Annotated in this window: 20 protein-coding genes and 1 pseudogene; 4 read left to right on the forward strand and 17 right to left on the reverse strand. The window is 68.6% G+C overall.

What is annotated here, in order from left to right; all coding sequences use genetic code 11:
* Positions 1 to 103 precede the first annotated feature (103 nt).
* Positions 104 to 703 (reverse strand): annotated as a pseudogene (locus H5J31_RS20840) (transposase).
* Positions 704 to 933: 230 nt separating this feature from the next.
* On the reverse strand, positions 934 to 2,313 hold the full coding sequence (locus tag H5J31_RS20845; RefSeq protein ID WP_181774291.1) for an alpha/beta fold hydrolase: 1,380 nt from the start codon (positions 2,311 to 2,313) through the stop codon (positions 934 to 936).
* 132 nt (positions 2,314 to 2,445) lie between these two features.
* Between H5J31_RS20845 and H5J31_RS20850 the strand changes: the two genes are divergently transcribed.
* The gene (locus tag H5J31_RS20850; RefSeq protein WP_236005310.1) at positions 2,446 to 3,339 is read left to right on the forward strand and encodes a helix-turn-helix domain-containing protein; all 894 of its coding nucleotides are present in this window, start codon (positions 2,446 to 2,448) and stop codon (positions 3,337 to 3,339) included.
* Here H5J31_RS20850 and H5J31_RS20855 read toward each other — a convergent pair.
* Both H5J31_RS20855 and H5J31_RS20860 read right to left on the reverse strand, forming a co-directional pair.
* Positions 3,336 to 4,007: a GntR family transcriptional regulator gene (locus H5J31_RS20855; protein ID WP_181774293.1), complete on the reverse strand. Its 672-nt coding sequence runs from the start codon at positions 4,005 to 4,007 to the stop codon at positions 3,336 to 3,338. The two genes, H5J31_RS20850 and H5J31_RS20855, sit on opposite strands and share 4 nt — an antisense overlap.
* Complete coding sequence (locus H5J31_RS20860; protein ID WP_181774294.1) at positions 4,004 to 5,437, reverse strand: aldehyde dehydrogenase family protein; 1,434 nt, start codon at positions 5,435 to 5,437, stop codon at positions 4,004 to 4,006. The genes H5J31_RS20855 and H5J31_RS20860 overlap by 4 nt, the downstream gene beginning before the upstream one ends.
* A gap of 138 nt (positions 5,438 to 5,575) precedes the next feature.
* On the opposite strand from H5J31_RS20860, the gene H5J31_RS20865 reads away from it, so the two are divergent.
* Positions 5,576 to 7,021 (forward strand): GMC family oxidoreductase, encoded by a 1,446-nt coding sequence (locus H5J31_RS20865; RefSeq protein WP_181774295.1) that lies wholly within the window; start codon positions 5,576 to 5,578, stop codon positions 7,019 to 7,021.
* On the opposite strand, the gene H5J31_RS20870 is transcribed toward H5J31_RS20865, so the two are convergent.
* Genes H5J31_RS20870 through H5J31_RS20880 form a run of 3 tightly spaced genes read right to left on the reverse strand, consistent with a single transcriptional unit; the run spans position 7,005 to position 9,996 of the window.
* Entirely contained in the window at positions 7,005 to 7,928 is a 924-nt protein-coding gene (locus H5J31_RS20870; protein ID WP_181774296.1) for an alpha/beta hydrolase, read from the reverse strand. The genes H5J31_RS20865 and H5J31_RS20870 overlap by 17 nt on opposite strands.
* The gene (locus tag H5J31_RS20875) at positions 7,925 to 8,884 is read right to left on the reverse strand and encodes an aldo/keto reductase (RefSeq protein WP_181774297.1); all 960 of its coding nucleotides are present in this window, start codon (positions 8,882 to 8,884) and stop codon (positions 7,925 to 7,927) included. Before H5J31_RS20875 ends, H5J31_RS20870 begins: the two co-directional genes overlap by 4 nt.
* Positions 8,885 to 8,892: 8 nt before the next feature.
* Positions 8,893 to 9,996, reverse strand: a complete 1,104-nt coding sequence (locus tag H5J31_RS20880) for a zinc-binding dehydrogenase (protein WP_181774298.1) — start codon at positions 9,994 to 9,996, stop codon at positions 8,893 to 8,895.
* 100 nt (positions 9,997 to 10,096) lie between these two features.
* Between H5J31_RS20880 and H5J31_RS20885 the strand changes: the two genes are divergently transcribed.
* On the forward strand, positions 10,097 to 11,425 hold the full coding sequence (locus tag H5J31_RS20885; RefSeq protein ID WP_328701572.1) for an amidohydrolase: 1,329 nt from the start codon (positions 10,097 to 10,099) through the stop codon (positions 11,423 to 11,425).
* Here H5J31_RS20885 and H5J31_RS20890 read toward each other — a convergent pair.
* On the reverse strand, positions 11,342 to 12,058 hold the full coding sequence (locus H5J31_RS20890) for an SDR family NAD(P)-dependent oxidoreductase (RefSeq protein ID WP_181774355.1): 717 nt from the start codon (positions 12,056 to 12,058) through the stop codon (positions 11,342 to 11,344). The two genes, H5J31_RS20885 and H5J31_RS20890, sit on opposite strands and share 84 nt — an antisense overlap.
* Before the next feature lie 69 nt (positions 12,059 to 12,127).
* On the opposite strand from H5J31_RS20890, the gene H5J31_RS20895 reads away from it, so the two are divergent.
* Entirely contained in the window at positions 12,128 to 13,069 is a 942-nt protein-coding gene (locus tag H5J31_RS20895; protein WP_181774300.1) for an aldo/keto reductase, read from the forward strand.
* A gap of 82 nt (positions 13,070 to 13,151) precedes the next feature.
* Here H5J31_RS20895 and H5J31_RS20900 read toward each other — a convergent pair whose 3' ends face one another.
* The 9 genes from H5J31_RS20900 to H5J31_RS20940 form a co-directional block, all read right to left on the reverse strand.
* A complete protein-coding gene (locus H5J31_RS20900) occupies positions 13,152 to 13,409 on the reverse strand; it encodes a hypothetical protein (RefSeq protein WP_181774301.1) in 258 nt (85 codons plus the stop codon).
* 20 nt (positions 13,410 to 13,429) lie between these two features.
* On the reverse strand, positions 13,430 to 14,320 hold the full coding sequence (locus H5J31_RS20905) for an AurF N-oxygenase family protein (protein ID WP_181774302.1): 891 nt from the start codon (positions 14,318 to 14,320) through the stop codon (positions 13,430 to 13,432).
* Positions 14,317 to 15,195, reverse strand: a complete 879-nt coding sequence (locus H5J31_RS20910) for a crotonase/enoyl-CoA hydratase family protein (RefSeq protein WP_181774303.1) — start codon at positions 15,193 to 15,195, stop codon at positions 14,317 to 14,319. The genes H5J31_RS20905 and H5J31_RS20910 overlap by 4 nt, the downstream gene beginning before the upstream one ends.
* On the reverse strand, positions 15,185 to 15,784 hold the full coding sequence (locus tag H5J31_RS20915) for a TetR/AcrR family transcriptional regulator (protein WP_181774304.1): 600 nt from the start codon (positions 15,782 to 15,784) through the stop codon (positions 15,185 to 15,187). Before H5J31_RS20915 ends, H5J31_RS20910 begins: the two co-directional genes overlap by 11 nt.
* 526 nt (positions 15,785 to 16,310) lie before the next feature.
* Positions 16,311 to 17,009, reverse strand: a complete 699-nt coding sequence (locus H5J31_RS20920; RefSeq protein ID WP_181774356.1) for an alpha/beta fold hydrolase — start codon at positions 17,007 to 17,009, stop codon at positions 16,311 to 16,313.
* Between the two features lie 30 nt (positions 17,010 to 17,039).
* Positions 17,040 to 17,960, reverse strand: a complete 921-nt coding sequence (locus H5J31_RS20925; RefSeq protein WP_181774305.1) for an ABC transporter permease — start codon at positions 17,958 to 17,960, stop codon at positions 17,040 to 17,042.
* Positions 17,957 to 18,901: an ABC transporter permease gene (locus H5J31_RS20930; RefSeq protein WP_181774306.1), complete on the reverse strand. Its 945-nt coding sequence runs from the start codon at positions 18,899 to 18,901 to the stop codon at positions 17,957 to 17,959. The genes H5J31_RS20925 and H5J31_RS20930 overlap by 4 nt, the downstream gene beginning before the upstream one ends.
* A complete protein-coding gene (locus H5J31_RS20935) occupies positions 18,898 to 20,478 on the reverse strand; it encodes an ABC transporter substrate-binding protein (RefSeq protein WP_181774307.1) in 1,581 nt (526 codons plus the stop codon). Before H5J31_RS20935 ends, H5J31_RS20930 begins: the two co-directional genes overlap by 4 nt.
* Complete coding sequence (locus H5J31_RS20940; RefSeq protein WP_181774308.1) at positions 20,475 to 22,232, reverse strand: dipeptide ABC transporter ATP-binding protein; 1,758 nt, start codon at positions 22,230 to 22,232, stop codon at positions 20,475 to 20,477. Before H5J31_RS20940 ends, H5J31_RS20935 begins: the two co-directional genes overlap by 4 nt.
* Between the last annotated feature and the right edge of the window lie 141 nt (positions 22,233 to 22,373).

Below are 22,373 nucleotides of genomic sequence, written 5' to 3' on the forward strand. Positions count from 1 at the left end.
CTCGGACACACCCCAAGAATACCAAAACCTGTCGAACATGTGTTCGTAATTTTAGGCCACATTTGAAAGTGGTCCGAATAACCCTAGAGGGTGATTTAGGGCCCTAACAGATTGAGTGGGTCTTGAGTCTGCGCCAGTAGATGATGGCGCCGCCGAAGGTGAGGAAGGCTTCGTGGATGTCGTCGCGGATCTCCCAGCGGATGCGTAGGCGCCGGAACCAGTGCAGCAGGGCGAAGGCGCCTTCGACGACCCAGCGGTGAACACCGAGGCCGGAGCCGTGCTCCTGGCCTCGGCGGGCGATGAGAGGTGTGATTCCCGCGGCGCGGACCAGTTTGCGGTACTTGTCATGGTCGTCGGCGCGGTCGGCGTAGAGCTGTTGTGGCCGTCGCCGCGGTGGCCCGGACCGGCGGGATCGAGTGGATCAAGGGCATCAGCTGGGTGACGTCGTGCCGGCCCACACCCCGGCCTCAGTCCAGTCCCGCAGCCGACGTCGGCAGGTCATGCCCGAGCCATAGCCCAGCTCCTGCGGCAGGAACTGCCGCGGGATCGCCGCATAGAGCACGAACATGATCCCGCACAACGCCTTACGGTCATCCAGCCGCTTACGCCCCGGATGCCGAAACCGACGTTCTACCCGCGGCAACAACGGCTCGATCCGCTGCCACAGACCGTCATCGACCTCCCACGGACGCCGCTGCCCCACCAGCCCACCTCTCACAGACGATCACCGAGACGCGGCATCAAACCGCACCCCAAGATCATTCTGTTACGACCCTTTCGTCACCGTCACCCGGCCACGGGAAGACATCTGGTCCAGGTGGCGATCGATGAGGGAAACGACGACGCGTCTCGTCCCGACAGGCCGCGTTTTCCTTACCCTTCAAGGGAACGCCGTCATCGCCACGCACGAAGACCTGCCACCACGAAACCGCCTCACTCCGCAAGGAACGCCGCGACAGCCTTCCTCCCGGCATCGCCCGGTTCCCGGTTCTGGATCGAATGCGCCGCCCCCTCGACGATCACGACCTTCCCGCGCGGCGCCGTCTTGGCTTCCGCGTACGCCCATTCCATCGGGGTCGACAGGTCGTGGTCGCCGTTGAGGAGCAGCACCGGGACGTCCGGAAGGTTCCCGGCCGGGTTCGAGTTCGGTGGCTCGGCCGGCCACGGCAGGCAGGTCCGGATGAAGCCGATGCCGGTCGCGACGGCCGGGCTGAACGGCCAGGTGTCGCGGCCGCCGAGCCGCTTCTCGGTCAGTTTCAGCACGGGTTCCCGGATGAAGCCCGGTGTTCCGGCGTCACCCCAGGGAAAGCGCATGTCCGAGCACAACGTCGCCGCGTGCAGGCCCGCGCTGAACGAGCCGAGCGGATCGCCACCGGAGGCGAGATTTCGGAGCAGGGAGTCGAGTTTCGCGGTGTCGCCGTTGCGTGCGGCGCGCAGCGCGGTGATCAGGTCGGTGCCCATCACCGAGGGGTCCCGGTAGGTCGGGTCGACGAACTCGTAGGTGACGATCATGTCGAACAGTGCGACACCGGCCGCCGTGTCCCGGTTCCGGACCAGCCAGGCGAGGTCCTCCGCCGGATCGGAACCACACACCGGCGGTTTGGCACAGGCACTCCGCAGCACACGCGCGGTCGCCTTCAAGGATTCCAGGTACAGCGATTGCTCGACGGTCGCGTGATGGGGGAGTACCGAATCGAGGATCACCTTGGAGACGTTGCCCGGATGTGCGATGGCGTACCGCGCCGCGGTGAACGAACCGTAGGAAACGCCGTCCACCACCATTTTCCGCGCGCCCAGCGCACGCCGGAGCAGGTCGAGGTCGGCGACCGTCGCATCGCTGCCGTAGAACCGGGCCTTGTCGCCGAGTATCGCGGCGCAGCCGGTGACGGCCTCCCGCGTCGGCGGTTCGATGTCGGAACTGCCGACCTGTGCCTGCAGTTCCGGGCAGTCGATGGCGTCGCCGCCGGTCCCACGCTGGTCGATCATCACCAGCCGGTGGTCCTTGAACACCTCGGGCATCCGGTCGAACAGGTTGGTGCTGAACGGAACGCCCGGCTGCCCGGGACCGCCGGTGAGGAACAGGAGCACCTTCTCGGAGGCGCTGTTCGCCGTGGCGACCTGGAGCTTGAGCGTGCCGGGCGTGCGGCCGCGATGGTCGAGCGGCACGGTCAACGTCGAGCAGGTGAACCGCGCGTCGTGCGCGCAGGTGCGGGGATCCTCCAGTCGTGGGCCCGCGGCGACGGCTGTGGCCGGTCCGGCGAGTCCGGCGGACAGGGCGACGATCGCGGCGAGGACGAGCGTTTTCGAACGCATGGACCGATTCTGACCAGGCGTGAACCGTCGGCGCGTGCGTTTCGCCGAAGTTGGTCCGGTCGGACGACCCTGAGACCGGAACCAGGGAACTCCCGGATGTCACCGGGCCGCCGGAATCCTAATCTCATGATCATGATCCGACGGATACTGCTGGCCCTGCTCGCCGGGACGGCGGTCTGTCTCGTGCCTTGGACCGTCTACCTCGCGCATACGCTGCCCGACCGGTACGACACCGGGCAGTGGCGGACGGCCTGGGTCGGTTTCGACATCGCCTTGCTGCTCTGCTTCGCGGCGGGGGCCTGGCTCGGGTTCCGACGACGCCGCGCGGCCGTCCCGCTCCTTTCGGCCACGGCCGCGATGTTGTGCTGCGACGCGTGGTTCGACGTGATGCTCGGCTGGACGTCGGCCGAGCGATGGACCAGCGTGGCGCTCGCCGTCTTCGTTGAGATCCCGGTCGCCGTGGTGCTGGCCCTGGCGGCGCGACGGCTGCTGACCGGCGCGATGCCGCGTCGGACGGTGACCTTGCGCGACATCGAGATGCGGGACGACCCCCGCTACCAGCAGGTGACCCGCGAGCTTCCCGGCACGGACGCGGACATCGCGAGCAAGACCGGCCTCGCCGCGAGGGAGGTCAAAGAGTGTCTGAAAACCTTGCAGGAAAACGGTTTCGTGCGCCGGGGCAGGAAAGGGGAGTGGGACGCGATCCCGCAGGACCTGCGTGAGCCGAGGCCGGACGACTACGACGGCGCCGACCGCGAGCGCGTCACCGCCTTCCTCGACGCGAAGTACGAGAAGGAGGTCGAGCTGCTGGCTTGGGCGGCGGCCAACCGGGACGGGTTCGGTCCGTGGTCGACGGCGCAGCGGACGTCGACACGGCTGACCGAGGCCGAATTCCGCGAACTGGACGCCGAATACCGCGAGCTGATCGCGCGGTTCATCCGGCGACGACGGCGCCCGGTGGAGGGCGAGCAGGAGCTTTCGGTGCGCTTCTACGCCTTCCCGCCACCGGAGGCCGTCCCGTCCTAGGGATGCCGCCAGGCGAGGAACGTCTCCAGCGTCGTCAGCCGGTGTTCCCGCACGGCCAGTTCGATCTCTTCGGCGGGTGCGCACCGGTCGAAGAGATCGAGGATCTTCTGGTGCTCCAGAACGGATTCGTGCGCGCGGCCGGGGACGAAGCTGAACGTCGACGTGCGCAGTCCGGCCAGCCGGTTCCAGCCGCGGTTGACCAGTTCGAGCACCTGGGGATTGGGACACGTCCCGAACAGCACCCGATGGAAGTCGCGGTTCAGCGCGGTGAACCGCGACGGCTCGAAGTTGTCGAGACAGGCCGTCAGTTCCGCGTTGAGGTCCTTGGCCTTCTCCAGGGCCTCGGCGGGCAACGACGGCGCGGACAACGCGGCGGCGTACCCCTCGACCAGTGCCAGCGTCTGCATCGTGTGCTGGTAGTCGCTCTCGTCGGCCATCGCGACCTGCGCGCCGATGTTGTGCTCGTAGGTCACCAGCCCCTCGGCCTCCAGCCGCCGGACCGCCTCGCGCACGGGCACCGTGCTGACCCCTAGTTCCTGTGCGATCTGCCCGAACACGAGGCGGTAGCCGGGGGAGAAGGTGCCGTCGTCGATCCGCGCCTTGATCCACTGGTACGCGATCTGCGACTTGCTCATCGCGGTCGAGTTCACCGCGTCGCCTGCGGTCACGAGTAGTGCAGCCAGACGGACTTGATCTCGGTGTACGCGTCGATCGCCCACGGCCCCATCTCGCGGCCCCAGCCCGAAGCCTTGTACCCGCCCCACGGCGCGGCCATGTCCGGGATCGGCGGCATGTTGACGAACACCGCGCCCGCGCGGATGCCGTTGGCGAACCGCTGCGCGACGCCGATGTCACGGGTCCAGACGGTGGCCGCGAGCCCGTACTCGGTGTCGTTCGCGCGTGCCAGCAGTTCGTCCTGATCGTCGTAGGCGGTCACGGCGAGGACCGGGCCGAAGATCTCCTCACGCATGATCGTCATGTCGTCGGCGACACCGGCGAACAGCGTGGGCGAGTAGAAGTAGCCGTCACGGTCGAGGGCCTGACCGCCGGTGACCAGCTCGGCGCCCTGCTCCCGGCCGGTCGAGACGAGGAAGTCGACGTGCTCGCGGTGCTTGGCGGACACCAGCGGCCCGAGCTGGGAAGACTCGTCGATGCCGGGGCCGAGCTTGAGGCCTTCGAGACCGGCGGCCAGTTTCTCGACGAACTCCTGCTCGCGTTTACGGTCCACGAAGAACCGCGTGTACGCGGCGCAGACCTGCCCGCTGTTGAGCGTGGCGCCCGCGAGGTTGCCCGCGACGGCGGCGTCGATGTCGGCGTCGGAGGCGATGATGCTGGGTGCCTTGCCGCCGAGCTCCAGGGTGAGCCGTTTGAGGTTCGACTCCGCGCTGGCGGCGGTGATCAGCTTCCCGACGGCGGTGGAGCCGGTGTAGGACACGTGGTCGACGTCGTTGTGCCCGCTCAGCATCGCGCCCACCGCGCCGTCGCCGGTGACCAGGTTGACCACCCCTGGCGGGAAGCCGGCCTCGTGCACCAGTTCCACCAGCCGGATGCTGGTCAGGGGCGTGACCTCGCTGGGTTTGATCACCACGGTGTTCCCGGTGGCCAAGGCGGGCGCGAGCTTCCACACCAGGATCATCAGCGGGAAGTTCCACGGCGTGATCAGCGCGTTCACCCCGACCGGCTCGCGCCGCGTGTAGTGCAGCGTGTCCGGGAAGGACACCGGGTTGGTGGTGCCCTGGATCTTGGTCACCCAGCCGGCGAAGTACCGCAGGTGCTCGGCCGAACCGGTGACGCTGACCTGGCGGGAGATACCGATCGGCTGACCCTGGTCCCGGGTCTCGAGCGCGGCCAGTTCCTCGTGGTGCTCGTCGACGAGTTCCGCCAGCTTGAACAGCAGCGCCGCACGCTGGACCGGCGGCAGCGCGGCCCAGGCGGGGGCGTTCAGTGCCGCCCTGGCCGCTCCGACGGCGGCATCGACGTCGGCCGCGGACGCGGTCCCGACTTCCTCGATCACCTGGCCGGTGGCCGGATCGTACGTCGGCAGCGACCCGCCTCCGGCGGCGGTCCACTGTCCGTCGATGAACAGGCGTGTGGCCATGGCAAGCTCCTCCTCGACCGGTGTGTGATCGAGTATCGGGCCCGGCGAGCGCCAGGGTCTTGCCCGCCAGGGCACGCCGATTGTCGGCCAGCGAACCGAATCCTCCGGACCCCCTACCGCCTTGCGAGGGTGGTGGACATGGACGTCATCGTGGTGGGAGCGGGTTCGGCCGGGTCGGTGGTCGCCAGGAGGCTGGCGGACGCCGGGATGTGGGTGACCCTGCTCGAAGCGGGCGGGCCGGACACCAATCCGGCGATCCACGACCCGTCGCGGGCCGGTGAGCTGTGGCACGGCCCGGAGGACTGGGACTACTACACCGTGCCGCAGCCGCATGCGGCGAACCGGCGGCTGCACCTGCCTCGCGGCAAGGTACTCGGCGGATCGCATTCGCTCAACGCGATGATCTGGGTGCGCGGCGCTCCCGCCGACTACGACGGCTGGGATCTCCCCGGCTGGCGCTGGGACGACGTGCGCCCGGTGTTCGAGCGGATCGAGAAGGATCTGCTCGACGTCGTGCCGAACGAGCCGCTGCACCCCATCCAGCAGTCCATTGTGGACGCCGCCGTGCAGATCGGCCTGCCGTTCAACCCGGACTACAACGGCGACTCGCTCGACGGCGTCTCCGTGCAGCGCGTCACCACCCGCGACGGGAAACGGCTCAACACCTGGCTCGCCTACGGGCAGCCGGCCGCCGAGCGGATGACGGTCCATACGGGAGCGCTGGTGCACCGGCTGCTGATCGAAGGCACCAAGGTGACCGGTGTGCTCGCGGAGGTCGACGGCGAACTGCGCAAGGTCTTCGCCGACGAGGTCGTGCTCGCCGCGGGCGCGCTGGCGTCACCGGCGATCCTGCTCCGCAGCGGCGTCGGGCCCCTGGACGAGCTGGAGGTGCACGGCATCGACGTCGTCGCCGAGCTGCCCGGAGTGGGCCGGAACCTGCACGACCACCTGCTGTCCCCGGTCATCTTCACGACCGATCGGCGCCAGGTCGACCCTCCCGCGCCTGGCCGTTCGGTGACGCAGACGCATCTGTTCTGGCGCAGCCACCCCGGTCTGGAAGTACCCGACACCCAGCCGATCCACTTCAGCGTACCGATGTACGAGCCGTGGATGACCGGTCCGGAGACCGGGTTCTCGCTGATGGCGGGCATGGTCACGCCACGCAGCCGGGGCACTCTGCGGCTTTCGGGGCCGAGCCCGCTCGACGAACCGCTGATCGACCTCGCCGCCCTGGAAGACCCGGCCGACTTCGAGAGCCTGGTCGCGTCGGTCGAGCAGTGCCGGGAGATCGGCCGCGCGGCCGCGCTGGCCGGCGAATGGGGTGCCCGCGAGCTGTATCCGGGACCGGACGCCGACGTGCGCGACTACGTCCGGCGGACCGCCATCACCTACCACCACCAGGTCGGGACCTGCCGGATGGGCACCGACGGCGAATCGGTGGTCGACCCCCAGCTCGCCGTGCACGGGCTGACCGGGCTCCGGATCGCCGACGCGTCGGTGCTGCCGCGAGTGACGACGGGCAACACCAACGCGCCGGCGGTGCTGATCGGCGAGCAGGCCGCGCGGTTCATGCTCTCCCGATAGTGCGGCGCAGCCAGGAGGCCCGGGCGGCGAGCGCTGCCCGGGTCACCTCGCTGTCCGGGGCGAAGCGGTCGAAACCGTGGTACGCGCCCGCCCAGACGTGCAGTTCCGTGGGCACGCCCGCCGCCCAGAGCCGCCGCGCGTAGTCGACGTCCTCGTCGCGGAAGATCTCGGCGGCCCCGACCTCGATGAAGGCAGGCGGGAGCCCGGTGAGATCGGCAGCCGTCGCCGGGACGGCGTACGGAGAGGTCTGTCCGTTCAGGAGTGATCGCCAGCCGAACTCGTTGGCGGCCCGACTCCAGACTCCACGCTCGGCGAATTCCACTGTGGACGCCGAGTCGTTGGCGCTGTCGATCATCGGGCACAGCAGGAGCTGTCCGGCCAGCGCCGGCCCGCCGCGATCCCTGGCCAGCAGGGCGACTCCGGCGCTCAATCCGCCGCCCGCGCTGCCACCGCCGACGATCAGTTTCGCGGGATCGAACCCGAGATCGGACGCGTTTTCGGCCATCCAGGTCAAGCCCGCGTAGCAGTCCTCCAACGGCGCCGGATGCGGATGCTCGGGAGCGAGCCGGTATTCGACGGTCACCGCGACAAAGCCGAATTCCTCGACCAGCGCGACCATCCGGGGCAGGTCGGCGAACCGGTCGTCCAGCACCATCCCGCCGCCGTGGATGTTGTAGAACCCCGGCGCGCCCCGGGCGTCCCGGGGTTTCACCACGGTGACCACCACATCGGTACCGGGGACGGCCCGGTCCTCCCAGACGAGGTCCCGGTCTCCGATCGCCTCGGCGCAACTCAGGTTCCCCTCGGCCAGCATCCGCCGCACGCTCGCCAGCGATTCCGGGCCGAGCGGCGGTCCGGACGGCATGCCTTCGAGAGCGGCGGCGAGTTCGGGATCGAAGGCCGTCACGGTCCCTCCGGGTCGACGCTGTCGCGGTCCGCCCAGAACGGCTCGACCAGCTCGCGCAGTTGCTTCGCGCCCACGCGCTCGACGAGGTCGACGGCGCCCAGGTTGTCCCGCAGCTGTTCGGTGCTGGTCGCGCCGAACAGCGTGGTCGTGTTGGCCGGATGCGTGAGCGTGAAGGCCAGGCACAGCTGCGCCGGCGTCGCGCCGAGGTCACCCGCGATCTTCGCGAGTTCCGGGGCGGAGGAGGCGATGCGCTCGCGGATGTCGCCGGGGTCGCGGCCGACCTGACGTGCGCCGCTGTTCTTGCCCAGCAGGACACCGCCTTCGAAGATGTCCGACGACTGCAGCGTGACGCCGAGTTCGCCGAACACCTTCTTGAACGGCTCACCGTCCGGAATGGACCGTCGTGACACGCTGTACTTCAGCTGCGCGATGGCGGGTCCGGGAACGTTCTCCTGCGCGGCGAAATCGTGCAGGGCGCGGATGGTGGTGGCGGACCAGTTGTTCACGCCCCACTGCCGGATGAGTCCCGCCTTGCGCAGTTCGTCCAGGTCCAGCACCAGCTGGTGGAGGTCGGTGTCGTCACGCCGGAGATCACCCAGTACCACCAGATCGGCGTGCTCGACCCCGGCGCGGAACAGCGCGTTGTCCAGCTGGTCGCGCAGATTGTGCTCGGGGTAGCCCTCCAGCCAGAGCTTGGCCGAAAGCAGGTAGTCGTCGCGGTTGAGCCCGGCCGCGCGGACCATGGCGGAGAAGAGCACGTCGGTGAAGACCGGTGTGCTGCCGGGGAATCCGTAGACGCCGACGTCGAAGAGCGTGATGCCGGAGTCGACGGCGGTGCGCACGAGCGTCACCGCCTCGCGGAAGTCCATCCGGTCGTAGGTGTGCCAGGAACCGAGCGAGAGCACGCCGGTGAGGGGGCCGTCGCGGCCGATGCGGCGCTGGGGGATGGCGGACATGAGGTCTCCTAGGGAAGACGGGGATCGATGACGGCTTTGAGCTCGCCGAGCCGGGACATGGACTCGACGCTCTTCGAGGCTTCGGAAAGCCCGACGGGCGCGCTGAACAATTCGTCCCAGGGCATCCGGTCCGCGAAAGTGCGGAAGAAGTCCACCGAGTTGTGGTAGTCGGCGATGTCGCCGTTGAGCGACCCGACGATCGTGAGTTCTTTGCCCATCACGGTGCCGAGCGCGACGGGGGAGGGCATGGGGCCGGTGGAACCGACGATCGCGACCGTGCCGCGCTGGGCGGCGAAGGCGACGGCCTCCTCGCCGATGGTGGGACCGCCGGCGAAGTCGAAGACATGGTCGGCGCCCCGGCCGCCGGTGAGTTCCTTGACCCGCTCGATGCGTTCCTCGGCGGTGCCGTCGACCGGGATCGTCGCTGTCGCACCGAAACGTCCGGCGGTCTCGAGCCGGTCGGCGGGCCCGCCGATGGTGATGACGTCGCCCGCTCCGGTGATCCGCGCGACGGCGGTGGCGAACACGCCGAGCGCGCCCGCGCCCTGGACCACGACCGTCCCACCCGGACGGATGCCGCCGGCTCGGGAAACCGCCCGCAGCACCGTCTTTCCCGCGCAACCCGACATCGACGCCCAGGTGTCCTTGACGTCGCCGGGCAGCACGAGCTTGGCCGCGCCGGGCGTCACGTAGCAATACCGGACGAGACCGCCGGTGGCATAGGGGAAGACGTCTGAGCGCTGGAGAAAGCCGTAGCCGCGCTTCTCACAGGCGACCGGTTCACGCAGGATCGTGCAGCCGTAACACTTTCCGCAGGTCGACTCGGACCAGCCGATGCGGTCGCCCTCGGCGATCTCGCGGCCGAGGGTGTCGGTGGTATCCGGTCCGACGGCCACCACCTCGCCGACCATTTCGTGACCCAGCACCATCGGGAGCATGCCGGGGAAGGTCATCTGGCCCGACCAGAGGTGCACGTCGGTGCCGCACAGCGTGGTGCAGGTGATCCGGACCAGCGCGGCGCCCGGTTCCGGCTCTTCGGGGAGTGGCAGTTCCCGCAGCGTGAGCGCGGACCCGTGTTCGGTGAGCACCGCGGCTTCGGTTCTGTTGACCATGTTTTTAGTCTACAGTCGTAGGAGAAAAAGTCCAGATCCTGGAGGAACCATGCCGTCGCAACGTATTCGTCCCGCATCGCTCGTGGTTCGCGGCGGTCCCGTGATCACCTTCGATCCGGCGGGCACCGTCGTGCGGGCGATGGCGGTGCGGGACGGCCGGATCGTCGCGCTCGGTGACGTCGCCGAGGATCACATCGGCCGGGACACCGAGGTGATCGACCTCGCGGGCAGAACCGTCTTGCCCGGTATCAACGATTCCCATCTGCACGCGACCTGGCTCGGCGCGCGGTGGCCGGACACCCTCATCGGCGGCGCCGGATTCGCCGGCGGGGAGGAGAAAACGGTTCGCGACAAGGAGGAACGCCGTGCCGCCATCCTGCGTGCGGGCGACCTGTGCGCGTCGCTCGGTATCACGAGTTACACCGAACCCGGGCTGGGGCCGGGCGAGACGGGCTGCTTCGGAGCCGAGGTGCTGGACGAGTACGCGGCGCTGGCCGCGGAAGGACTCCTGCGGGCGAGGGTGACCGTGCTGCGGTTGTTCGGCCTGCTCGACGGGGCCAGTTCGCTGGCGGACTTCGAACGCGGTCTGACGACGGCCGTTCCGGACGCGGATCCCTTCTGGCTCACCGTGCCCGGCGTGAAGATCTTCGCCGACGGGATCCCGCCGATGCGGTCGGCGTGGACGCACCACTGCTACGCCGACGGTTCCCACGGCGCGCTGCTCGTCGACGGCGACGACGATCCGGGACGTGCGGGCAACCTGACCGCGATGATCGATCTGGCCCACGCCGCCGGAATGGTCGTCGCGGTGCACGCCACGGGAGATCGCAGCATCGAGGCCGCGCTCGGCTCGTTGCGTCGTGGCGACCACCTCGTGCACGGCGACCTGGTGACGACGGATCAGCTGGCCCGGATGGCGTCGGCCGGTGTCGGCCTGACGACGCAGCCCGCGATCGCGGAGGCCATGCGGGGAATGCTGTCGGAAGCCCTCGGTGCCGAAGTCGGCGCCCGCGCCTGGCCGCTGGCGGAAATGCTGGATTCGGGTGTGCCGCTGACCCTGAGCAGTGACGCGCCGGTCGTCACCCCGGATTGGCGGGTGCATGTCGCCGCGGCCGCCCGGATGCTGGGCGCGTCCGATATGGACACTGTGTTGATGGCTCGCTTGCTGCGCTGCTACACGACGGCGGCCGCCGAGCAGGACGGGGCGGCGGCGTGGAAGGGATCGCTGACCGTCGGCCGGGTCGCCGACTTCTGTGTGCTGGCCGCGAATCCGCTCGAAGTCGCGTTCGCGGACCTGCCGGACGTCGGTGTCGAACTCACCGTGTCCGGCGGCCGCGTCGTGTACTCAGGTGAGCAGTTGTCCGCCGTCGACCTGCAGGCTCACCCCGGTGAGATGGCCGGCGTCGGCGGAAGCGAGGAACAGGACTGACGGCACCACGTCGGCGACGGAAGCGATGGTTCCCAGCGGGATCCTCGCTTCCCACGCCGCACGGGCCGCGGTGTCCGAGGCGAATCCGGCGGTCATCGGCGTGAGCACCGGGCCGGGTGCGACGGCGTTGACCCGGATGCCGTGCGGCGCCAGTTCCAGGGCCGCCGAGCGGGTGAGGGCCTCGACGGCGGCCTTGGTGGCCTCGTAGTGGCCGAGTCCGGGGGTCGGCTGACGGGCGCCGATGGAGGTGATGTTGACGATGGCGCCCCGGGTGCCCGCTTCGAGCATATGCGCGCCGACGGCGCGGGTCATCAGGAACGTGCCGCGGAAATTGACCCGCATGCACAGATCGAAGACGCCGATGTCGAGTCCCACCAGGGGGCCGCCACCTCCCGCGAGGCCGGCGTTGTTGACCAGGACGTCGACCGGGCCGAACCGGCCGGTGACGAGCGCCAGTGCGGCGTCGACCGATCCCGGGTCGGAGATGTCCAGTTCGACGTGCTCCGCGCCGAGTGCGCCCGCCAGGTCGTGGGCGGCGCCCGCGTCGACGTCGGCGATGACCACGCGGTCGCCCGCGGACAGGAACGCTTCGGCGACTCCGCGGCCGATGCCACTGGCGCCGCCGGTCACCACTACGAGTCTCTTGTTCATTCTACGATCGTAGACTAAAAAGGGTTTCTGTTGCCAGCGAAAGGAAATCTCGTGGACGAGAAGCAGGACGGGCTGGGCTTCGCCACGTCGGCGCTGAGCCTGGGATCATGGAACACCTGGGACCGCATGGACTTCGACGACGCCGTACGCCTGATCCGGCACGCCGTCGACGCCGGGGTCACGCTGTTCGACGTGGCCCACTACAACATGGGGCCGCATTCCGAACAGTCGCGCACGGACCTCCTCTTCGGCGCGGCCGTCCGGGCCGCCGGGATCGCACGCGACGACTACCAGCTCTGCGGGAAACTGTGGCTCTGGGACTACCCGAACACCGGCTTCGCCGAGCAACTCGCGACGTCGTTCGACCGGATCGGCGTCGACCGCGCCGAGGCCGTCGTGGTCGGCGACTACTTCGACCGCCCGGACATCCCGCGGATCGTCACCGAGGTGGCCGAGCAGATCCGCCTCGGCCGGTTCGACGTCTGGGGCGTGAACAACTGGCTCGCCGCGGATCTGGATCGCGCGCTGGAGTTCGCCGAGCAGGAAGGCCTTCCGGCGCCACGTTTCGCTCAGCTGAAGTACAGCGTGGCGCGCCGGTCCATGGCCGAAGGTCCGTTCTACGGCGCGCATTTCGAGGCCGGACGGCTGACGCTGCAGGCGTCGGACATCTTCGAGGGCGGGGTGCTGCTCGGCAAGACGCCGGAGCGGAAGATCGGCGCGGACCCCGGCGGCATCCGCGAATCGATCCGGGACGCCGCGGGCGGTGTGGCCACGGTGGCGGCGGAGTTCGGGGTGAGCGCTTCACAACTGGCGATCGCGTTCTGTCTCGCCTACGCGCCGGTCGCGAACGTGCTGTTCGGGGTGAGCCGCCTTCCGCAACTGGAGGACAACCTGGGCGCCATGCGACTGGCCGCCGAGTACGGTCCGGAGGTGCGGGACGCGCTCGAAGATCTCTGGCTGGATCGCGCCGTCGCCGCCGATGGCACGCTTTGACCGCCCTCCCGCGTGCTATGAACGGCCCGTTACTTGCAAATTTTGCAAGTAACGGGCCGTTCATAGCAGCGCGTGGGGGCACTCAGCGGCGCGAGAGGACGCGCCTGGCGAGCCACCCGGCGTAGACGGCCAGCCCGGCCGCACCCGCCTTACGCGTCGGCCGAGCCGCGATCGCCAGCCCGATAGCGAGTTCGGTGGCGCCGTTGCGGTACGTCCAGCGCCGGGTGTCGTCGGCGAAGGCCATCCGCGTCACGGGTTCGAAGGCCGCCGGGGCGGCGAAGTGGGCGAGGCCGGTCGCGGCGATGGTGAGGCCGAGTACCTGGCCAGTGCGTGCGGACATGGGTTCCTTCCTGAAAGGGGTCAGCCGAGGACGCCGGCGCGGCGCCACAGCCTCCGGCTCGGGCCCTTGATGAGCCCGATCTCGGTGAAGTGTTCGACGGCCTTGGCGGCCCAGGCCGCCTTGGTCCGCCGCCAATGGGGGTTCGTCTTGGCGGCTTGGCGGGCTTCGCGGGGATCGAGCCCGACGGAGGTGTACGCCTTGGGGTGCAACAGTTCCGAAGTCGCGACGAACGCCATGGCGGCGATCGCCCAACGGATCAGCTCGCGGCCGACGCGGCCGTGACGGGCCCACGCCCGCTCCAGTTCGTCCTTGGCGAAGCTGATGTGGCGTGCCTCTTCCAGGACGTGGATGCGGGAGATCATCCGGATCATCGGCTGCAGGCTGGCGTCGCGCATCATCTCGCGCTGCATCCCGTCGGCGAGTTCCTCGACGTAGATCGCGCCGGCGAACAGCAAAGCCGGACCGCAGACCGCGCCGAACACCTTGCCCGCCCGGTGCGCCGAGCGGCTGGGCCGCCGGACGACGCCACCGGTTTTCGCGATCGAGCGGGCGAACATGGTGCTGTGCCGGCATTCGTCGGCGATCTCGGTGAGCGCGTACTGGGCGTTGTGCGTCGTCGGGTCGCTGTTGTACACGTGGCGCACGAGGCCCTGCATGAGGATCAGTTCGAACCAGATGCCCGACGCCGCCGCGGCCGCGGCTTCCTGGCGGCTCAATTCGCCACGCTGGTCTTCGTCGAGGCGCTCCCACAACTCGGTCCCGTACAGGGAACACCGTTCCGGGGCCTTGCCGTAGGCGCCGTCGACCAGTGGAGCCTGCCAGTCGACATCGATGTCCGGGTCGTAGGAGTGCCGGGCGGACGAGCGCTGCAGGCGTTCGGCCACCCGCTCGCTTTCGGTGTTCGCGGTCATGACGACCTCCTCGAGTCGGATTCGGGCAGCGGTCCGCCGCCGTCGGGGATGACCTGGCCGGAATCGCGGTAGGCCACGGCCTCGTGGAAGCCGTCGCGTTCGGCGAACTCCCGGAACCAGCGGCCTTCCGGGGTGTGGCGGGTGATGCCGTCGAAGAACGTCGCGAGCGTCTGGGTGCCGGTGAGGCCCATGTTGTCGTAGGCCTGGTTGACCATCAGCTTCTGCATCACCAGCTGGTTCGTCGGCATCCCGGCCATCCGGTCGGCCAGTTCCTCGACGGCGGCGTCGAGCCGCCCGGGTTCCACCGCTTCGAGCGCGAGCCCCCACTCCGCCGCGGTGGTGCCGTCGATGGTGTCCCCGGTGAGGAGCATCCGTTTCGCGCGCTGGGCGCCGACGCGATAGACCCACATCGCGGTCGTCGGACAGCCCCACACCCGGGCGGGCGGATAACCGATACGCGCGTCGGAGGCCATGATCAGCACGTCGCACGAGAGCGCGATGTCGCTGCCGCCCGCGACCGCGTGCCCCTGGACCTTGCAGATCGTGGGTTTCAGCGACCGCCACAGGCTGAAGAAGTCGTCGGTGTTGCGCTTCATCACCCGGTAGTCCTTGACCGGATCCCACACCGGGCCCTGGTTCCAGCGGCCCTCGGTGTCCTCCTCGGCGAACTGCTTGAGGTCGTATCCGGCGCAGAACGACCGGCCCTCGCCTCGCACCACGATCACCCGGACGGCGTCGTCCTCGTTCGCCCGCTCGACGGCCTGCCGGATCTCGCCGGGCATGATGTCGTTGACCGCGTTGAGCCGCTCGGGGCGGTTCAACGTCAGGTAGGCCTTCCGGTCCTCGACGCGGTAGGTGAGCGTCTCAAACGTCATCGGTGCCTCCCAGCGCACGCAGGGTGAACGTGACCAGGTGGGGGATCGTGTCCGGCCCGCCGTCCCCGGCCAGTGGTCCGACCAGCATTTCCGCGCCGGCGCCGACGAGCGCCGCGGCGGTCGCCTCCGCGTCCTGGGAGGGGAGGAGTCCTCTGGCGACGCCGTCGGCGATGGTCCTGGCGAAGACGTCGCGGAACGCACGGCGGAACACCAGCCGCTCGGCTTCCACCGCAGCGTCGACGGGCTCGGCCAGCAACGCGTACGCCAGCCGTGGTGCCTTCAACGCCCGACCCGCGAACGTCTCGATCACCCTGACCACCCGCTCCCGGACGTCGCCCTGCGCCGCGGCGGCCTCGACGGCGGCCACCTCGCGCGAGACGACCTCGCGGAAGACCTCGACGACCAGATCGGCCTTGGACGGGAACTGCCGGTAGACGCTGCCGGTGCCCACGCCCGCCCGCGCCGCGACCGCGGCCATCGAGCAGCCCGCGTAACCGACCTCGGCCAGCAGCGCGATGGCGGCGGCCAGGATCTCGCCGCGCTGGAGGTCCAGCCTGGCCTGCGTCTTCGGAGTACGGCGGTACGGCATGTCAAGGAGTGAAGCACGGATTCCGCACTTCAGCAACGGGTCGGTCTTCGAGTGCGGCGGCAGCCGGAGTTCGTCGGGTCTTGGTGTTGCGAAAGCCACTTTCGCAACCTTCAACGTTGCGAAAGTGGCTTTCGCAACAGCGGTCGCGTGTAATGCGCTCGGCTGTAAAAAATCTCCTGACGTCCGCAAAAATTCCGTAAGAATACAATTGCGGTGACTTGCGTCTCAGTGGCGAAGAAATGCGAAAAGCGCTGCCGGTGGCGAGCGCACCCTGCTCGCCCCCGGCAGCGCCGGAGTCGGATACCTGCTGGTCAGCCGACCAGGAGGTGGACCAGGTTGCCGACCTGGTGAATGGCGAAGAACGCGATGTCGGCGGCCGCGTACACGATGTCGGAGATACCCATGGAGGAGTTCCCTTCGAGAGAGTGATCGAACTGGTGTTACCGCGGGTAACACCAGTCAGCATTCATTCGGAAGGGCCGATAAACCAGACTTGAAGATCATTTTGCCCCGACTGGGGGAGGAATTAATCGAGAAACTCCAGCACGGCGGTTTTGAATTCCGGGCTCCTCAGCGCCCCACCGTGATCCCCGGGCACCCGCACCAGATCCGCTCCCGGCACCAGCTCGACGAGCGTCTCGATGCCCTGGCTGATCGGGTCGTCGACGCCGGCCACGAACCGCGCCGGGACCTCGACCGCGCCCGCGACCGGAGCGAACGGCTCGGCACGCAGGTCCTCGATGCACCGTGCGAGAGCGGTGGGATTCCGTCCCGGCGCGGTGATCATGTGCGCGATCATCCCGGTCAGTGGATCGGACGGTGCCTTACCACCGTCGGCGAACGCCAGCGCCGCCGCGACGTCGACGGCACCGAACGGTTCGAACGGGCTCACCCCGCCGAGCACCAGCCGTCGGACGGGCGCCTGGGCGGGTAGTTCCCAGGAAAGGCGGGCGCCCAGCGAGTACCCGACGATGTCCACTTCGGACAGTTTCCCGACGAGACGCGAGAGTTCGGCGGTGATCGCCTTGGCGCCCAGCGAACCGGCGGGCGCCGCGCTGGATCCGTGGCCGGGCAGGTCGGGCACCAGGACTTCGCGACCGGCCGCGGTGAGCGCGGACGGCCAGCCGGTGGTGATCCAGTCGGTGTGCCCGTCGGAGGCGAACCCGTGCACCAGCAGGACCGGCGGCCCGGAGACCGTCTCGGGGGCGAAGCGGCGCACGGCCAAGGAAGTGGTGGCAGACAACGGAGTCCTTTCTCAGCTGGCGGAGGGACGGCGGGTGCGCAGGCGCTGCAGTTCGCTCAGTGTCCGCGCGCGGGCGTCGACGGCGATCCGCAGCGACGATCCGATGAGGTTCAGCAGGAAGACGCAGACCATGATCGTCACACCGGGCGCGATCACCAGCCAGGGCGCCTGGACCAGATAGGACCGGCCTTCGGCGATCATGTTGCCCCAGGTCGGGGTCGGGGGAGCGATACCGAGGCCGAGGAAGCTCATCGCGCCGTCGACCAGCATCGCCGCCGCGGACAGGATGACCACCTGCACGAGCGCCAGCGGCAGCACGTTCGGGAACACGTGCACGACGAGGATCTTCCACCGGCTCATCCCGGACACCCGGGCCGCGCCGATGTACGCCCGGCCGGCGATGCCGAGCACCCGGCTCCGGATGACGCGTGCGGTGAAGGGCGTGAAGATCACCGTCAGCGCGATCAGCTCGGTCCAGATGCTCGCGCCCAGCGAGATCGCCAGTGCCATCGCCAGGATGATCGCCGGGAACGACATCCAGGCGTCCATCAGCCGCATCAGCACCGCGTCCGCGGCCCGGAAGAAGCCGCTGATCAGCCCGATCACCAGACCGGTGAAGGCCGCGCACAAGGTGATCAGCGCGGACAGTCCGAGCGACGCCCGCCCGCCGGAGACCAGCCGGGTCAGCACGTCGCGGCCGAACGAGTCCGTGCCGAGCGGATGCGCGGCCGAAGGCGGCAGCAGCCGGTTGACCGGATCGGTCGCGCTCACACTGGGCAGGAAGAACGGCAGCACGATCACGGCCAGGACGATCAGCCCCAGCAGGACACTGGTGATGACCAGCATCCGGTTGCGGCGGAACACCTTCGCCACGCGACGTTCCGACGGCGCTTCCCGCACCGACGGCGTCTTGTCCACCAGGGCCACGCTCACGAGACACGCACCTTCGGGTCGAGCAGCGCGTACGACAGGTCCACCAGCAGGTTGACCAGGACGAACAGCACCGCGACGAACAACGTCACACCCTGGATCAGCGGGAAGTCCCGGGTGGACACCGCGCCCATCAGCAGATGGCCGAGCCCGGGCACGACGAAGATGGACTCGATGATCACGATCCCGCCGACCAGCATGGCGAAGTTGCTGCCCAGCTGGGTGATCAGGGGCATCAGCGCGTTCGGCAGGACGTGTTTGGTCATCACCTGCCGCTCGGAGAGCCCCTTGACCCGCGCGGTGCGCAGATACGCCAGCGGGAGTTCGCCGAGCAGGCTTTCGCGCAGGGTGAGCACGAACAACGCGGTCTGCCCGATGACCAGCACGGTCAGCGGGAGCACCAGGGCGGGCACCGCTGTCGCGGGATCGGTGAACAGGTTTTCGTAGCCGCTGGACGGGAACCAGCGCAGCGTCACCGAGAACACCAGCACGAGCATCAGCGAGATCCAGAAGTCCGGCATCGCCATCCCGAGCGCGGACAGCCGGTCCAGTGCCCGCGCCACCGGATTGCGCGGCGACACGGCCTGCCAGGAGGTGATCGCGACCGAGAGGAAGAAGCTGATCACCGTGGACAGCACGGCCAGGGTCAGCGTCGGCAGGATGTGGTCGGCGACCACGCCGAGCACCGGCGCGTGGTAGGTGATCGACGTCCCGAAGTCGCCCTGCAGCACGTTCCCGGCCCAGCCGAGGTACTGCTCCCACAGCGTTCCGTTGAGCCCCATGCTCTCCCGCAGCGCGTCCACATCGGACGGACGCGCCGTGGGGCCGAGGATGGCCTGCGCCGGATCGCCGGGGATCAGCCGGATGACGAAGAACATCATCGTGCCGACGATCACCAGGATGATCACCAGATCGCGCAGCCTGCGCAACAGCAGACCGGTCATGATGCCAGCCAGGTGTTCCAGAAGACGCGGTAGAAGTCGCCGTAGCCCTTGAGCTTGGGGGAGTAGGCCGCGTACAGCTTGGACTGGCTCAGCGTGATCACCGAGAGCTGCTTCCAGGTGAACGCCTGCAGCTTGTCCACCACGGCCTTCGCCTGTTCCGGTGTGGTCGAGGCGTTGAACTCCGCCATCAGGCCGTCCAGTTCGGGCGAGGACGAACCGTTCAGCGTGCCCAGGGTGAGCGCGGGCATCTGCGCGGGCGAGGTCAGCGCCGAGTCGAAGAACAGCGTGGTGATGTCCCAGCCACCCGGTTCCTTCGTCAGGGTGCCCAGCATGGTGGCGAAGTCGAAGGTGTCGATCTTGGTGTTGATGCCGATCTTCGACAGGCTGTCCTGGATCAGCACAGCCCACTTGCCGAACTCGGGGTAGGAGTTGGTGGTGACGATGCGGATCGTCGCGCCGGCGGTGATCCCGACCTCGGCGAGCAGCTGCTTGGCCTTCTCGGGATCGTGCTTCTTGTAGACCTCTTCGCCCGCCGTGGAATAGAACTGCTTGTTGTCCGGGGAGGCGAAGGCACCGGTTTCGACGGTCAGATCCTTGCTGCCGCCGGTGGCCGCGTTGATCGCGGGCTTGTCCAGCAACAGGTTCAGTGCCTCGCGGGCCCGCGGGTCGGCGAACTTCGAACCGGTGTTGAAGTTCGGGATGATCACATTGTCGTTGCCGCCGGGCAGGTTGTGCACCACCACGGCCGGGTTGTTGCGCAGGGTCTCGTACTGGTCGTTGGTGGGCATGATGTGGTCCCACTGCCCGGTCTGCAGGCCGTTGATCAGCGCGTCCTGATCGGAGACCACCTTGTAGGTCACGGTGTCCAGGTACGCGTGCTTGGCGCCCGCCTGCCCACCCCAGTCCTCTTCGGACCGCGACTTGTAGCCGGAGTACCGCTCCAGCACCAGCTCGCGGCCGATGTCCCAGCTCTTCAGCTTGTACGGCCCGGTCCCGATCGCCTTGTCCTGCGCGAAACCGGTCGGTGCGACGCCGGTGAGGTTCTTCGCCTCGTAGATCTCCGTGCCTGCCCCCGCCAGTTCGTTGATCAGCGGGTAACGCGGCTGCTTGAGCTTGATGGTCACCGTCGCCGGGTCGGCCGGCGTGATCGCCTCGATGTCGGGGGTGACCAGCTGGCCGGTGCGGTGGACCTGCTGCCAGCGCTTGAGGCTCGCCACGACGTCCTCGGACGTCAGCGCGTTCCCGTCGTGGAAGGTGACGCCCTGGCGCAGCTTGAACGTGTAGGTGAGTCTGTCCGGGCTGGTGGTGAAGTCCTCGACCAGCATGGGCCGGGCGGTGAAACCCTTGTCCACCTCGAACAGCTTCTCGTACATCATGTTGCCGATATGCGCGGTCACCTGGCCGGGGTTCGCGACCATGTCGAGCGACTGCGGGTCGGTGGGCACCGCGACGTTCAGGTTGCCGCCCGTCTTCGGGGGACCGTCGGCGGCGCCCCCGCCTGCCTGCCCTCCCATACACGAGCTGAGCAGTAGGACGGTGGCCATGCCGAGGGCGGCCGTGGTCAGGGTTCGTCTCATGGGTTCCGCACTCCAGTGTGGGGGTGGGCGGGCAGTTCGGGATTCGCCGCGAGGAGACGGCGGGTGTAGTCGTGGCGCGGCCGGAGCCGGATCTCGTCCGGATCCCCGGTTTCGATCAGTTCGCCCCGGTACATCACGCCGACGCGGTCGGCGACCGAGAGCACGAGGCTCAGGTTGTGGGTGATGAACAGGAAGCTCAGCGCGCGGGTGCGCCGCAGTTCGAGCAGCAGGTTCATCACCTGGCCCTGCACCGAGACGTCGAGGGCCGAGGTGGGTTCGTCGGCGACGATGAGGTCGGGCTCGGCGGCGATCGCACGGGCGATCGAGACGCGCTGACGCTGGCCCCCGGAAAGCTGTGAGGGCAGTTTCTTGGCGGTGTCGGAGGGAAGCCCGACCTCGTCGATCAGTTCGGTGACCCGGCGGTCGAGGTCCGCGCCGCGCAGGCCGGTGAGCTCCCGCAACGGTTCGGCGATGATCCTGGCGGCGCTGTGCCGGGGATCGAGTGAACTCTGCGGATCCTGGAAGATGAGCTGCGCGCGACGGCGGAACGCGCGCTCGTCGCCGTCGAGGCCTTTCGATGTACACCGGTGCTCGCCGAACGTGATGGTGCCCGCGGTGGGCGTCTCCAACGCGCTCACCAGACGGCCGAGCGTGGTCTTGCCCGAACCGGATTCCCCGACCAGACCGAAGAACTCGCCGGGCGCGATCTCCAGGGACACGTCCTTGACGGCGTGGACCTCCGGCTCTCGGCTCAGGGAGAACCGGCCACGGTGTCCGTACACTTTGGACACCGAGTCGATGACGAGCGCGGTGCCCTCGCCGGCCGCGGTCTTCCGGCCCGCCAGTGTCCTGGTCTCGGTCGCGACCGCCGATTCGCCGTTCATCGCGGCTTCCAGCAGTGCCTCGGAGATCGTCGGGAAGCCGTCGCGCCTGCTGACCCCGAGCTTCGGCACGCAGTCGAGCAGCGCTTTGGTGTAGGGATGCTTCGGCGCGTGCAGAATGTCCTCTTTGGACCCGAGCTCGACCAGTTCGCCGCGGTACATCACCGCGATCCGGTCGGCCACCTGCGCGGCGACGCCCATGTCGTGCGTGATGAAGACGCACGCGGTGCCGTGGTCGCGGCGGACCCGGTCGAACAGGGTGAGGATTTCCGCCTGTGTGGTCACGTCCAGTGCCGTGGTCGGCTCGTCGGCGATCAGCAGGCTCGGGTCGGCCATCAGCGCCAGCGCGATCATCACGCGCTGCTGCATCCCGCCCGACATCTGGTGCGGGTACAGCGAAAGCACCCGGTCGGTGTCGGTGAGCCCGACCTCCTTGAGCAGTCCGCGGGCTTTCGTCTCCGCCTCGCGGTGCAACGGCGTGCCCTTGCGCGCGGCTTGGCGAGGCAGGGAGCCGGGTTTGCGGTAGGCCTCGATCAGCTGCTTGCCGACCCGTTGACTCGGATTGAGCGAATCCAGTGCCTCCTGGAAGATCATCCCGATCCGCGGTCCGCGGTAGGCGCGCATCTCGTCGGCGGAAAGCCGGGTGAGATCCACGCCGTCCACGGTGATCTCACCGCGCGTGCGCACCGGCGCGACGAACTCCAGCAACCGGATGATCGACAAGGCCGTCACCGTCTTACCGCTGCCGGACTCGCCGACCACGCAGAGTGTCCGGCCTTGTTCGAGGTCGAACGAGAGTTCGCGGACCAGTTCGCGTTCGGTCTCGTCGGCGATCACGCCGACGGTCAGTTCACGTAATTCGAGCAGGGTCATGAATCCCCTTTCCCGAGCCCGCCCGAGGCGGACCGCACTGCCGGGGAACGAGCCTCCGGCGGGGGTAGTTCTACGCATGTTGACACTGGGGGAGTGCGCTGTCAATGGGTATATTCTACGAATGTAGGAAGTTGATATCCG

The organism is Amycolatopsis pittospori (genome assembly GCF_013870525.1).
GTDB lineage: Bacteria > Actinomycetota > Actinomycetes > Mycobacteriales > Pseudonocardiaceae > Amycolatopsis > Amycolatopsis pittospori.

What these genes read in the sequence shown, in the direction of transcription:
- H5J31_RS20845 (WP_181774291.1), bottom strand. Translation starts at nt 2,313, where the DNA reads ATGCGTTCGAAAACGCTCGTCCTCGCCGCGATCGTCGCCCTGTCCGCC.
- H5J31_RS20850 (WP_236005310.1), top strand. Translation starts at nt 2,446, where the DNA reads ATGATCCGACGGATACTGCTGGCCCTGCTCGCCGGGACGGCGGTCTGT.
- H5J31_RS20860 (WP_181774294.1), bottom strand. Translation starts at nt 5,437, where the DNA reads ATGGCCACACGCCTGTTCATCGACGGACAGTGGACCGCCGCCGGAGGC.
- H5J31_RS20865 (WP_181774295.1), top strand. Translation starts at nt 5,576, where the DNA reads ATGGACGTCATCGTGGTGGGAGCGGGTTCGGCCGGGTCGGTGGTCGCC.
- H5J31_RS20875 (WP_181774297.1), bottom strand. Translation starts at nt 8,884, where the DNA reads ATGTCCGCCATCCCCCAGCGCCGCATCGGCCGCGACGGCCCCCTCACC.
- H5J31_RS20880 (WP_181774298.1), bottom strand. Translation starts at nt 9,996, where the DNA reads ATGGTCAACAGAACCGAAGCCGCGGTGCTCACCGAACACGGGTCCGCG.
- H5J31_RS20900 (WP_181774301.1), bottom strand. Translation starts at nt 13,409, where the DNA reads ATGTCCGCACGCACTGGCCAGGTACTCGGCCTCACCATCGCCGCGACC.
- H5J31_RS20905 (WP_181774302.1), bottom strand. Translation starts at nt 14,320, where the DNA reads ATGACCGCGAACACCGAAAGCGAGCGGGTGGCCGAACGCCTGCAGCGC.
- H5J31_RS20910 (WP_181774303.1), bottom strand. Translation starts at nt 15,195, where the DNA reads ATGACGTTTGAGACGCTCACCTACCGCGTCGAGGACCGGAAGGCCTAC.
- H5J31_RS20915 (WP_181774304.1), bottom strand. Translation starts at nt 15,784, where the DNA reads ATGCCGTACCGCCGTACTCCGAAGACGCAGGCCAGGCTGGACCTCCAG.
- H5J31_RS20930 (WP_181774306.1), bottom strand. Translation starts at nt 18,901, where the DNA reads ATGACCGGTCTGCTGTTGCGCAGGCTGCGCGATCTGGTGATCATCCTG.
- H5J31_RS20935 (WP_181774307.1), bottom strand. Translation starts at nt 20,478, where the DNA reads ATGAGACGAACCCTGACCACGGCCGCCCTCGGCATGGCCACCGTCCTA.
- H5J31_RS20940 (WP_181774308.1), bottom strand. Translation starts at nt 22,232, where the DNA reads ATGACCCTGCTCGAATTACGTGAACTGACCGTCGGCGTGATCGCCGAC.